Genomic DNA, 12,183 nt, shown 5'->3' with positions numbered 1-12,183 from the left:
CGCTCATTGGGCCTGCCCGCCGAACAGGTAACCCTGGCCGCGACGGGTTTCGATCACGCTGCGGCCCAGTTTGCGTCGCAAGTGATTGACGTGGACCTCCAGCACATTGGAATCGCGCTCGGTTTCACCGTCGTACAGGTGCTCGGCGAGATGACTCTTGGACAGGATCTGCTCGGGGTGCAGCATGAAATAGCGCAGCAGCCGAAACTCGGCGGCGGTCAACTGGATGTCGGTGCCGTCGCGGATCACGCATTGACGCCCCTCGTCCAAGTGCAGCCCGGCGGCCTGGAGCGTCGGCTGGTTGAACTGGCCATGGGAGCGACGCAGCAGCGCCTGGATCCGCAGGTGCAGTTCTTCGGGATGAAAAGGCTTGGTCAGGTAATCGTCGGCCCCGGCCTTGAGGCCTTCGATGCGCTCGGCCCACGAACCGCGCGCGGTCAGGATCAACACCGGCGTGGCCAGGCCACCGGCACGCCATTGGGCCAGCACCTCAAGGCCCGGCACGCCCGGCAGGCCCAGGTCGAGGATGATCAGGTCATAGGGCTCACTGCTGCCTTGATACACCGCGTCGCGCCCATCGGCGAGCCAATCGACGGCGTAGCCCTGCCGTGTCAGCCCGGCCATCAGCTCGTCGGCCAAGGGAACGTGATCTTCCACCAGAAGCAGGCGCATCAGTCTTCCTTATCTTTGAGTAAACGGCCGGTCGCGGCCTCCAGGTCCAGTTCGCGCACGACGCCGTCGGTGTCCAGCAGCTCGACCTCGTAAATATAGACGCCGTGCTTTTCTTCCAGCTCGGCCTCCAGCAGCTTGGCCCCGGGATGAAGGTCCAGCGCCTGTTGCAGCAGTTGCTCCAGCGGCAGGATCACGCCCTGCTGACGCAGGTGCAGGGCTTCGTCCTGGTCCAGGTCCCGGGCCACCACCACCGAACAGACCGCCAGCAGCGCCAGCGCCCAGCGGCTGCGGGCGCGTAAATTAAGCTTCATTACGTATCCTGATGATTCTTGAGTACCTTGCCGGTGACGGCGTCCAATTCCAGGTCCCAGTCGATGCCTTTGGGATCGCGCAGCTCCACCTGGTAAATGTACTTGCCGTACTCTTCTTCCAACTCGGAGTCGGTGACGGTGGCACCCGGGTGTTCGGCCAGGGCGGCGGCGTCGAGTTTTTCAAAGCTCAGGATGGTACCAGCGTCTTGCAGCTTGCGGGACTCATCGGCCCCCAAGTCGCGAGCGTGAGCCAGGCCCGCGTTGAAGGCCATGAGGGTCGCGATGAATAAGGCAGTCAGGCGGTTCATGGGTTGTCTCCTTTTTATAGTCGTCACCTTGGAACTGTATCGGGGTGAACTTAACTGAAACTGAATTGCCATCATCGAACCCAGGTCAAAGTCGCGATCCCTGTGGGAGCGGGCTTGCTCGCAAAGGCGTCAGTACATCCAACATCGATGCAAGCTGGCCCACCCCATTCGCGAGCAAGCCCGCTCCCACAGATAGAGTGTGTCGCTATAATCCTTCGCTTGCCCAAGTCACGAGACCGGTATGACAGCCATCCACATCAAGTTCCCCGCCCTCACCCTCAAGGCCGGCCCTCGTGCGCTCGCACGCATCCGCCAGGCCGGCCTGAATGCCGCCGACGTCGGCACGTTGCCAGGTGCCGCCGGGGGCCCGAAAGCCCTGGGGATCCAGGGGCTGGACCTGGCGCTGTTCGGCGAGTGGCTGCCTGCCGCGCCCCGGGAACGCTCGCTGATCGGGGCCTCGGTGGGTTCCTGGCGCTTCGCCAGTGCCTGCCTGCCGGATGCCGCCGAGGGAATCCGACGCCTGGGCACCTTGTACAACGAACAGAGCTTCGCCAAGGGCGTGACCATGGCCGGCGTCAGCCAGAGCTCGCAACGCATGCTCGACGACCTGCTCGAAGGCCGCGACAACACGATCCTCGAAACCCCGCACTACCGGCTCAACATCATGGTGGTCAAGAGCCACGGCTGGCTGGCACAGGACCATCGCGGGCGACTGGGCCTGGGGTTATCGTCGGTGATTGCCGACAACCTGCGCGGCCGTGCAAGGCTTTCAAGGCACTTCGAACGCCTGATCATCCACGACCCGCGCCGGGCTCCGCCGCTGCATCCGCTGGAGGACTTTCCGTCCCGCTTCGTGCCGCTGGACGCCTCGAACCTGCGCCAAGCGCTGCTGGCATCGGGCTCGATCCCGATGGTGATGCAGGGGGTGCGCGACCTGCCCGGTGCCGGCGCCGGCACCTACCGCGACGGTGGCCTGCTGGATTATCACCTCGACCTGCCCTACAGCGGCAACGACATCGTGCTGTACCCGCACTTCACCGACCGGGTCATCCCCGGCTGGTTCGACAAAGGCCTGCCTTGGCGTCGGGCCAGCGTCGAACGCCTGCAGGACGTGCTGTTACTGGCGCCGTCACGGGAATACCTGGCTCGCCTGCCCTACGGCAAACTGCCAGACCGTAACGATTTCAAGCGTTTCATGGGCGATGACCCGAGCCGCCGCACCTACTGGCGCAAGGCGATGGACGAGAGTCGCCGCCTCGGTGACGAGTTTCTCGAGCTGACCGTCAACGGTGGCCTGGCCGAGCGATTGCTGACCCTTTAGTCAGCATGGCCGCGCACCACCGTTGGCAACCTGATAAACTGCGCCGCCTGCCTCGCGACTGATCTTTCAAAGAGCCCGAACCTGTGGAAATTTTCAAAGAATTCACCTTCGAATCCGCCCACCGCCTGCCCCACGTGCCGGACGGCCACAAGTGCGGGCGCCTTCACGGGCATTCGTTCAAGGTGGCGATCCACCTGAGCGGCGACATCGACCCGCATACCGGGTGGATCCGCGACTTTTCAGAGATCAAGGCGATCTTCAAGCCGCTCTACGAGCGTCTGGACCACAACTACCTCAATGACATCCCCGGCCTGGAAAACCCCACCAGCGAAGTACTGGCCAAGTGGATCTGGAACGAGCTGAAGCCATTGCTGCCGGAACTCAGCGCGATTCGCATCCATGAAACCTGCACCAGCGGCTGCATCTATCACGGCGAGTGACCCCACGCTGTTCCCGTGGCGAGGGAGCTTGCTCCCGCTGGGCCGCGAAGCGGCCCTTAAGCCTGGGGCTGTGTCGTCAGGTCGATCGTTGTCGCCGCTTTCGGGGCTGCTGCGCAGCCCAACGGGAGCAAGCTCCCTCGCCACAACTGTGCTCTCCTGCCATCCTGCATTGGCCTATGCTCTACCCCCTGAACCCTTCTCGGCGGAGCATCGACCATGACCGACTGGCAGCTGGATCAGGTATACGACTTCAACGGACATTCCATTCGCTACGCCATCCAGGGTGACGGGCCACCGCTGGTGTTTGTCCATGGAACGCCCTTCTCGTCCTATGTGTGGCACCGGATCGCCCCGCTCTTCTTTTCCACCCACCGGGTGCATTACTTCGACCTGTTGGGCTACGGCCAATCCGCGCAACCCGATGCCGATGTGTCCCTCGGCGTGCAGAACCCATTGCTCGCGCAGTTGCTGGCGCACTGGGGCTTGGACTGCCCGGATGTGGTGGCCCATGACTTCGGCGGCGCCACCGCGCTGCGCACGCATCTGCTCAATGGTAAGAACTACCGCAGCCTGACGCTGATCGACCCGGTGGCGCTATCGCCCTGGGGCTCGCCTTTCGTGCAGCACGTTCGTCAGCACGAAGCGGCCTTTAACGGCCTGCCCGATTACATCCAGCGGGCCATCGTGCCGACCTATATCCGCGGCGCGATCGAACGGGACATCCCGGACCGGGAGCTGGCGCCCTACGTCCAGCCCTGGCTCGGCGAGACCGGCCAGGCGGCGTTCTATCGGCAGATCGCGCAAATGGACGAGCGCTACACCCGCGAAGTCGAGGGGTTGTACACCAGCGTACGTTGCCCGACGCAGATTCTCTGGGGAGAGAATGACCAATGGATCCCCATCGAACGCGGCCAGGCCCTGCAACGGTTGATTCCGGGCGCACAACTGCTGCCCGTCCCCAATGCCGGGCACCTTGTCCAGGAGGACGCGCCAGAGGCGATCGTGGCGGCGGTGTTGCGATATATAGGCGCCAATGCGGACACCCCAGTGTCCGGGACGCGGGGCTGACCGTCGCGCGCGATGTACTGCGTAAAGGGCACTCGCCACTCTCTGGCGTATGTGCTATTGATCAGCGCCATGGGGGCTCGCTCCGCTGACGCGCCACTCCAAGACCTCTGAAAGGGACTCGCCTGATGCACATCATCAACGCCCGCCTGCGCAACCACGAAGGCTTGCATGAACTGCACCTGGAAAATGGCCTGATTGCCAGCGTCGCCCGCCAGACCGAGGCCCCCAGCCTGGGCCCTCAGGACCTCGATGCCGGCGGTAACCTGGTGGTGCCGCCCTTCGTCGAGCCGCACATTCACCTGGACGCCACCCTCACCGCCGGCGAGCCGCGCTGGAACATGAGCGGCACGCTGTTCGAAGGCATCGAGTGCTGGGGCGAACGCAAGGCCACCATCACCGAGGAAGACACCCGGACCCGCGCGCGCAAAACCCTCCAGGCCCTCGCCGCCCACGGCATTCAGCATGTGCGCACCCACGTCGATGTCACCGATCCCCAGCTCACCGCCCTCAAGGCGATGTTGCAGGTGCGCGAAGAGAACCGCCATTTGGTCGACATGCAAATCGTCGCGTTCCCCCAGGAAGGCATCGAGTCCTACCGCAACGGCCGCGAGTTGATGGAAGAAGCGATCCGCATGGGCGCCGACGTGGTGGGGGGCATCCCGCACTTCGAGTACACCCGCGACCAGGGCGTCAGTTCAGTGAAATTTTTGATGGACCTGGCCGAACGCACCGGTTGCCTGGTGGATGTGCATTGCGACGAAACCGACGACCCGCATTCGCGCTTCCTCGAAGTGCTGGCCGAGGAAGCTCGCAGCCGCGACATGGGCGCTCGGGTCACCGCCAGCCACACCACTGCCATGGGCTCCTACGACAACGCCTACTGCGCCAAACTGTTCCGGCTGCTCGGGCACTCGGGCATCAGCTTCGTGTCCTGCCCCACCGAGAGCATCCACCTGCAAGGCCGCTTCGACACCTTTCCCAAGCGCCGCGGCGTCACGCGGGTCAACGAACTGCTCGAAGCCGGGATGAACGTGTGCTTCGGCCAGGATTCGATCGTCGACCCGTGGTACCCCCTGGGCAACGGCAACATCCTGCGGGTACTGGAAGCCGGGCTGCACATCTGCCACATGCTCGGCTACCGCAACCTGCAGAGCGCCCTCGACCTGGTCACCGACAACAGCGCCAAGGCCATGGCCCTGGGCGAGCGCTACGGGCTGGAACCCGGACGCCCGGCGAACCTGCTGATCCTCTCGGCCGACAGCGATTATGAAATGATCCGCAGCCAGGGGTTGCCGCTGTACTCGATTCGCAATGGCGAGGTGCTGATGAAGCGGCAGATGCCGGTGGTGGAATTCGGAACGCAGTTGGACTGACCTCTGATGCCGTCCCGTGGGAGCGAGCTTGCTCGCGATGGCGGTCTATCAATTGATACTGGGGTGACTGATCCGGCGCTATCGCGAGCAAGCTCGCTCCCACAGGGGTTCAGCGTTGTACATCAGATTGATGACTACTGAAGATCCACTGTGGGAGCGAGCCTGCTCGCGATGAGGCCATCAGCCTCACGACTCCCTCAAGGCATGACCCTGGCCGCCCCAAACAGACTCACCCGCACCAACTCTCCACTCTCTTCCTGCAACAGAATCGGCGCCGTGCCGCCCGGCATCACTACGCTGACCGGCCCCGCTGTCACCCAACCCACCCGCCACGCGGCGCAGGCCACGGCGCTGGCACTGGTGCCCGAGGAGGCGGTGGGCCCTTCGCCGCGCTCGAACACCCGGGCCGCCAGTCGCCTTTCGGCTTCGCGCCAGCCCCATTGCAGGTTCACCCCCAGCGGACAGGGAACCCCGTCGCCACCGGGCGCGGCGAACGCGATGCGGGTCAGTTCCTGCAAGAGTGGCGCAGCGCCCATCTGCGCATTGGCCGGCAACGCCTCGGCATCCTCCACCAGCGTCACGCAGTGCGGGTTGCCCAGGTTGACGAACTGACTGTGGCCCCAGGCCGGGTTCAACTCACAGAGCGCAGGTACTCGACTGAGGTCTCGTTGATCGAAGGTCACACTGTCCACCCCTTGGGCACCCACTGCCTGCGGCCCGAACAGTGGCTGCCCCAGGTCCAGCCAGAAGCCTTGCAGGCCCTCGAACTCAGCGGCACGCACCGAAGTCTGCAACGGTGAAAAGCCTTGGCGCTTGTCATGATGAACCTGCAGCACACATTCGCCATCGTCCGGCATCAAGCCCTGCTCTCGCAGCGCCTGGGAGAAAATCGTCAGACCGTTGCCGCTGCGTTCGGCCAGGGTGCCGTCGGTGTTGACGATCAACACATCGAACGGTGGTTTCTCCTGGAAGGGCCCGATCAACAGACCGTCGCTGCGATGGTCCTTGGCCCCCGCCGGCTTCTCGCCCGGCGCCCAGGCACAGAACGCCTGTATCGCCGCCGCAGCCCAAATTTCTCGTACCTGTGCGGCAAGGGCCGCCGTCGGCGGCAAGGCCACACCGCAAGCCCGCACCTGTTGCGGGGAAACCACCCCGTAGAGATTGCCGCGTGCATCATAGAACTGCGTCATGAATCGGGTCCGGAAGCTGCCAGATGAGCCGCCACTTTAAGGGCCCAAGCCCCAAAAGCACACCTCATACACGCAAAAACAGCGGTCGTAACCTGTCAGTTCCGACAGGTGCGCACTGACCAGGGGAACCCGTATTTTGGCTCTTCCAACCCAGGCACAAGGACGCCCCTCCCATGACCCGCAAAGCCTCTTCCAGCCCCATGGCCGAGCTCTACAGCGAAGGCCGCAAACATTTCATCGAACTGGTGCCCGACGGTGGCGCGCGCCTCGATGCCCTGTTCCACACCGCGCCGGCACTCGGCGAACTGGCGGTGGGCGTGGTGTACGGTCATCTGCAGAGTCGCCCCGGCCTCGACCCACGCTTGCGAGAAGGCGCAACGCTGGCCGCCATCGTTGCGGCCGGCATGGTCGGGCCGCCCCTGAGCGTGCATTTCAGGACCGGTCTGGCGTCCGGCCTCGCGCCGGGGGAAATCGTCGAACTGGTGGTGCAAGCCTCGGCGTTCACCGGTTTCCCCAGGGCCGTTTCCACCGCCGATCAGCTCAACCGGTTGTTCGCGGAGCTTGGCCTGGCTTCACCGCCGCCGCCCACCCCACGCGAGGTCGCCCTGACCTTTTGCGATAACGTGCGCAAAGGCCGGCCACCGATACCGGTGGATCCCGCAGTCAAGCGCGCGCTGCGCCGGGCCAAGCACTTGTCGGCCCATGCCACGTCGGCGCGAAGGGTGATCGTCGAATGCATCGATGAGCCCGCATCCCTGACCGCGCTCCTCGCTCTGGATATCGAGGCGGACCAGGTGGCGCGTATCCAATTGTTCGAGGAACGCTAAAGCCACCGGATGCAAGGAGGATACGGCGGCGTTCTGGCACCTTGGGGTCGCGGTGCGGTCAGTGGATATGCAAGCATAGGCCCCTTGCCTGCGTCACCCGACCGCACTGCCCGAAAACCAAGGACGATTCATGACCGCCATTACCCCTCCGCCCACTTTTGTCCCCGGACGCCTGGAACAGATGTCCACCCGCCTTGCCTACCTCATCGCCGGCGTGGGCATTGCGGCCTGGGCACCGCTGGTGCCCTACGCCAAGGCACGGGCGAACCTGGATGAAGGCACACTCGGCCTGCTGTTGTTGTGCCTGGGTGTGGGTTCGATCCTGGCGATGCCGATTTCCGGTGCGCTGGCGGCGCGGTTCGGTTGCCGCCGGGTGCTCAGTGGCGGCACGATCCTGGTCTGCCTGGCGCTGCCGCTGCTGGCGACGATGACTTCATTGCCCTGGCTGGTGGCGGCCTTGTTCCTGTTCGGTGCCGGGCTCGGTACCGTGGACTCCACCGTGAACCTGCAAGCGGTGATCGTCGAACGGGCCAGCGGCAAGACCATGATGTCGGGGTTCCATGGCATGTTCAGCCTCGGCGGGATCGTCGGTGCCGCCGGGGTGAGCGCGCTGCTCGGCCTGGGGTTGTCGCCCCTGGGGGCGACGCTGGTGGTCAACGCCTTGTTGCTGGTGGCGTTGTTCAAGGCCGCGCCGCACTTGCTGCCCTATGGCAGCGAGAGCTCGGGACCGGCGTTTGCGATTCCCCACGGCGTGGTGCTGTTTATCGGCATCTTGTGTTTCATCGTGTTCCTGGCCGAAGGCGCTGTGCTGGACTGGAGCGCGGTGTTCCTGACCACCGAACGTGGCGTGGAGACGGCCTATGCCGGGCTGGGGTATGCCGCGTTCGCGCTGACCATGACGGTGGGCCGGCTGACAGGCGACTCCGTGGTGCGTCGCCTGGGACCCAAACGCATCATCATCTACGGCGGGACCCTCGCAGCGACGGGGTTCCTGTTGGCAACCCTGGCACCAATGTGGCAAGCGGCGCTGCTGGGGTATGCGTTGGTGGGGGCCGGTTGTTCGAACATCGTGCCGGTGCTGTACACCGCGGTCGGCAAGCAGACGCTGATGCCAGAGGCCATCGCGGTGCCGGCCATCACCACGATTGGCTACGCCGGCATCCTGGCCGGCCCGGCGTTGATCGGTTTCGTGGCCCATGGCAGCAGCCTGAGCGTGGCCTTCGGGCTGATCGCGCTGGCGCTGGTGGCGGTGGCAGCCAGCGGCAAGGTCCTCAAGGTCTGAGGCCTGGCCAGCCCTTCATGCCCCACGGATCGCTGTCGGGCTCGATCACCCGCGCGGGCTTAAGCCTCGGGCATCTTGCGGAAACCGACCGCCAAACGGTTCCAACCGTTGATGGCGTTGATCGCCACGGTCAGGTCGACCATTTCCTTGGGATTGAAGTGTTCGCTCAGCAGAGCGTAGTCGGCGTCCGGTGCGTGGGTGTCGCTCAGGCGCGTCAGGGCTTCGGTCCAGGCCAGTGCGGCGCGCTCGCGGCCGGTGAAGAACGGCGCCTCGCGCCAGGCAGTGACGGCGTAGAGGCGCCGTTCGGTCTCGCCGTCCTTGCGGGCGTCGGCGGTGTGCATGTCGATGCAGAAGGCACAGCCGTTGATCTGCGAGGCACGCAGCTTGACCAGTTCGATCAGGGATTTTTCCAGGCCCAGTTTCGAGACGGCGGTTTCCAGGGCGAACATCGCTTTGAAAGCGTCAGGAGAAGCGGTGTAGAAATCGATGCGCGGTTGCATGGTGAACTCCAGAACAAAGGTGGGTGTGGCGCTACGTTAGCCCTGCAATAGCGCAAGACAAATAGCCAATTGTTGGGAAGTTCGGGTAGCCAATGGGCCCATCGGCGCGACTTATGCGCAGGGGCCATGAACCAAAAAGGGCTGGCAAATATCGCCCCTGTGGCGAGGGAGCTTGCTCCCGCTCGACTGCGCAGCAGGCGCAAGGATTCTGGGGTCGCTACGCAACCCAGCGGGAGCAAGCTCCCTCGCCACAGGGGGGCGGGGCAACTTCAGGATTCGCTCAAGCCCGGCTACGCAGCCACTGCAGAAAGCGCTTCTTGGCGATCGGCTTGGGGGCTTCGCGCGTCAGGTTCTCGGCCAGGTGGATGCGCACGTCCAGCAGGTTCTTCATGGCATCGCTGATGTCACGACGGGCCTCCAGGCACGGCTTGAGGTAGGTGTTCTCGATGCGATAAAGGCTGCAGAACGTCTTCGCCGAAAAGTTCGCCAGCGTGGCTTGCTCGGCGACGATGCCCGCTTCGCCGATGACCTCCCCCGGGCCCATGCGTCCGCCTTCGAGCGTCAGGCCGTTGCGCACGAGGGTGACGCTGACCACGCCGGATTCGATGATGAACAGGTGATCGCTGACCTCTCCCGCCGGCAGGATCATGTCGCCGGGGCGGAAGGTCTGCAGGGTCATGTTCTGGCTGAAGGTGTCCTTTTCCTCCTGGCGCAGGGTGGAGAAAATGCTCGAACTTTCCAGCAATGCCCTGGGCCGCGAGAACGCGCTGGCCGACGCGCTTTCCGTGGTGGACAACAGGCTGATGCCCGACGCCCGCAGATGCCGGAACGCCAGATCGTACAGTTGATTGCGCACGTCGCGCTTTTGCCCCATCGAGGCCACGAACCCGCTGATTTCGTATTCCGCCCCGCTGCTGCCGGAGGACTTGAGCGTCACGCAGGGTGCCGGGCTGGCGAGCAACGCACGGCAGCCGATCATGGCACGCTCGAGCGCTTCGATGACCTTTTGCGGCCGGGCGTGCGGGCTGACCTGGACGCTGATGGACAAACCATGCACGTCGCTGGGCCGGCTGAAGTTGATGATCTTGGCCTTGGCCGCCAGGGAGTTGGGGATCACCGCCATGCTGCCCTGGGAGGTCTGCAACCGCGTGGCCCGCCAGTCGATGTCGGTGACCCGGCCTTCGGTGCCGTCGATGGAAATCCAGTCATCGAGTTGATAAGGCTTGGTGGTGTTGAGCACGATTCCGGAAAACACATCGCTCAGGGTGCTCTGCAAGGCCAGGCCGACGATGATCGCCACCGCGCCGGACGTCGCCAGCACGCCCTTGACCGGCAGGTCCAGCACGTAGGCCAGGGCCGCGATGACAGCGATCAGGAAGATCACCGCGCCGAGCAGGTCCTGCAGCAACCGCCCGGTGTGGCCGACCCGTTGCATCATCGCCGCACCGATCAACTCCGTCAGGGTCCGCGCGGCAAACAACCACCAGGCAATCTGCAAACCGGTGGCCGCCAGATGCCGGGGCACGTCGTCGACCCACTGCGCCGGCACCATCGGGTTGAGGCCTTCGTTGAACAGCAGCACGCTGAACAACGAGAAAATCACCAGCCGCGTGCCGATTTTCCAATAGGTCCGCTGCGCGCTGACCAGTCGCCACAACAGCAGGTCGAGCACCAGCAACACCAGGGCACAGAGCAACGGGTGGTCGGAGATCAAGGACAGCATCGGGACAGCTCCAGGCAGGTCATCGACGGCAAGAGTGGCACAGATTGCGCAGCCTGTAGAAGACACCGCGAAACCCCATTGTGGGAGCGGGCTTGCTCGCGAAGAGGGTGGCAAGTTCGACAAAGATGTCGACTGTGACTACGCCTTCGCGAGCAAGCCCGCTCCCACAATGGATCGGTGTCGTTAGTTATTCAATCTGCAACACTTGTGCGCTTCAACCCTCCATCCGCCCAAAGCGCCCGGAATGGAAATCGCCGAAGGCCTGGTGGATTTCCTGCTCGCTGTTCATCACGAACGGACCATGGCCGACGATCGGCTCGTCGATGGGCTCGCCGCTGAGCAGCAGCACCACCGCCTCGTTATTGGCGTGCAGGCTCAACTGGTCGCCGGCCCGATCGAACAGGGCCAGTTGACCGGCCTCGACCCGTTCGCGGCCGTTGGCCTGGACCGAACCGCGCAGCACCACCAGGGCCGTGTTGTGACCTTCGACCAGGTCAAGGGTGAGGGTCTTGCCGGCGTTCAAGCGGATGTCCCAGACGTCGATGGGCGTGAACGTCCTGGCCGGCCCCTGCTGTCCGTCGAATTGCCCGGCGATCAGGCGCAGGCTGCCGGCGTCGTCCTTGAGGGCGATGTTGGGAATGTCGGCCTTGAGGATCGTCTGGTAGCCGGCCGGGGCCATTTTGTCCTTGGCGGGCAAGTTGACCCACAGTTGGACCATCTCCATGAACCCGCCCTGCCGGGCGAATGCTTCGGAGTGGAATTCCTCATGAATGATGCCGGAAGCGGCGGTCATCCATTGCACATCACCGGGGCCGATCTTGCCGCCGCTGCCCGTGGAGTCACGGTGTTCCAGCTCGCCCTGGTAGACAATGGTCACGGTTTCAAAGCCGCGATGGGGGTGCTGGCCGACCCCACGCCGTTCAGTGGTGGGGGCGAATTCGGTGGGGGCCGCGTGATCCAGCAGCAGGAACGGGCTGATGTGCTTGCCCAGGTGGTCGTAGGAAAACAGCGTGCGGACCGGGAAGCCATCGCCGACCCAATGCGGTCGGGGGCTGGTGTAGAGGCCAATGATGTTTTTCATGCCGTGTCTCCCAATCAGGGGTAGCGATTCGATGACACAGCTTAAAACCCAACCCTTTGACGCACTAGACCGCAAAAACCAGCTTTA

Annotated in this window: 13 protein-coding genes; 6 read left to right on the top strand and 7 right to left on the bottom strand. The window is 64.2% G+C overall.

Annotated features, from left to right (window positions below):
* Positions 1 to 3: 3 nt before the first annotated feature.
* From KI241_RS08775 to KI241_RS08765, 3 genes are read right to left on the bottom strand one after another with little or no spacing between them, the layout of a single operon-like run.
* Positions 4 to 672 carry a response regulator transcription factor gene (locus KI241_RS08775; protein ID WP_042728344.1) on the bottom strand — a complete coding sequence of 223 codons (669 nt, stop codon included), beginning with the start codon at positions 670 to 672 and terminating at the stop codon, positions 4 to 6.
* Positions 672 to 983, bottom strand: coding sequence for a PepSY domain-containing protein (locus KI241_RS08770; RefSeq protein ID WP_042728343.1), 312 nt, complete (start codon positions 981 to 983; stop codon positions 672 to 674). The genes KI241_RS08775 and KI241_RS08770 overlap by 1 nt, the downstream gene beginning before the upstream one ends.
* On the bottom strand, positions 983 to 1,291 hold the full coding sequence (locus KI241_RS08765) for a PepSY domain-containing protein (RefSeq protein WP_042728342.1): 309 nt from the start codon (positions 1,289 to 1,291) through the stop codon (positions 983 to 985). The genes KI241_RS08770 and KI241_RS08765 overlap by 1 nt, the downstream gene beginning before the upstream one ends.
* A gap of 241 nt (positions 1,292 to 1,532) precedes the next feature.
* Between KI241_RS08765 and KI241_RS08760 the strand changes: the two genes are divergently transcribed.
* From KI241_RS08760 to codA, 4 genes are all read left to right on the top strand, one after another.
* Entirely contained in the window at positions 1,533 to 2,612 is a 1,080-nt protein-coding gene (locus tag KI241_RS08760) for a patatin-like phospholipase family protein (protein ID WP_123578634.1), read from the top strand.
* Between the two features lie 83 nt (positions 2,613 to 2,695).
* Entirely contained in the window at positions 2,696 to 3,052 is a 357-nt protein-coding gene (gene queD, locus KI241_RS08755; protein ID WP_003203918.1) for a 6-carboxytetrahydropterin synthase QueD, read from the top strand.
* Positions 3,053 to 3,268: 216 nt separating this feature from the next.
* The gene (locus tag KI241_RS08750; RefSeq protein WP_123578633.1) at positions 3,269 to 4,120 is read left to right on the top strand and encodes an alpha/beta hydrolase; all 852 of its coding nucleotides are present in this window, start codon (positions 3,269 to 3,271) and stop codon (positions 4,118 to 4,120) included.
* A 125-nt stretch (positions 4,121 to 4,245) separates the two neighbouring features.
* Positions 4,246 to 5,493, top strand: coding sequence for a cytosine deaminase (codA, locus tag KI241_RS08745; RefSeq protein ID WP_212803581.1), 1,248 nt, complete (start codon positions 4,246 to 4,248; stop codon positions 5,491 to 5,493).
* Positions 5,494 to 5,690: 197 nt separating this feature from the next.
* Here codA and KI241_RS08740 read toward each other — a convergent pair whose 3' ends face one another.
* Positions 5,691 to 6,683 (bottom strand): diaminopimelate epimerase, encoded by a 993-nt coding sequence (locus KI241_RS08740; RefSeq protein ID WP_212803580.1) that lies wholly within the window; start codon positions 6,681 to 6,683, stop codon positions 5,691 to 5,693.
* 173 nt (positions 6,684 to 6,856) lie between these two features.
* Here KI241_RS08740 and KI241_RS08735 point away from each other — a divergent pair, with 173 nt between their 5' ends.
* Together KI241_RS08735 and KI241_RS08730 are read left to right on the top strand one after the other, a co-directional pair.
* Positions 6,857 to 7,510, top strand: a complete 654-nt coding sequence (locus KI241_RS08735; RefSeq protein WP_042732209.1) for a carboxymuconolactone decarboxylase family protein — start codon at positions 6,857 to 6,859, stop codon at positions 7,508 to 7,510.
* A 130-nt stretch (positions 7,511 to 7,640) separates the two neighbouring features.
* The gene (locus KI241_RS08730; RefSeq protein ID WP_212803579.1) at positions 7,641 to 8,792 is read left to right on the top strand and encodes an MFS transporter; all 1,152 of its coding nucleotides are present in this window, start codon (positions 7,641 to 7,643) and stop codon (positions 8,790 to 8,792) included.
* Between the two features lie 59 nt (positions 8,793 to 8,851).
* Here KI241_RS08730 and KI241_RS08725 read toward each other — a convergent pair whose 3' ends face one another.
* The 3 genes from KI241_RS08725 to KI241_RS08715 all read right to left on the bottom strand — a co-directional run bounded on the left by KI241_RS08725 (position 8,852) and on the right by KI241_RS08715 (position 12,096).
* On the bottom strand, positions 8,852 to 9,292 hold the full coding sequence (locus KI241_RS08725) for a carboxymuconolactone decarboxylase family protein (protein ID WP_212803578.1): 441 nt from the start codon (positions 9,290 to 9,292) through the stop codon (positions 8,852 to 8,854).
* A gap of 280 nt (positions 9,293 to 9,572) precedes the next feature.
* Positions 9,573 to 11,015, bottom strand: coding sequence for a mechanosensitive ion channel family protein (locus tag KI241_RS08720; RefSeq protein WP_042732781.1), 1,443 nt, complete (start codon positions 11,013 to 11,015; stop codon positions 9,573 to 9,575).
* A 214-nt stretch (positions 11,016 to 11,229) separates the two neighbouring features.
* On the bottom strand, positions 11,230 to 12,096 hold the full coding sequence (locus KI241_RS08715) for a pirin family protein (RefSeq protein ID WP_047737364.1): 867 nt from the start codon (positions 12,094 to 12,096) through the stop codon (positions 11,230 to 11,232).
* Positions 12,097 to 12,183 lie beyond the last annotated feature (87 nt).

This window comes from Pseudomonas sp. Cab53, assembly GCF_018325965.1.
GTDB lineage: Bacteria > Pseudomonadota > Gammaproteobacteria > Pseudomonadales > Pseudomonadaceae > Aquipseudomonas > Aquipseudomonas chlororaphis_E.
This window is presented reverse-complemented; position numbering and strand designations above follow the sequence as displayed.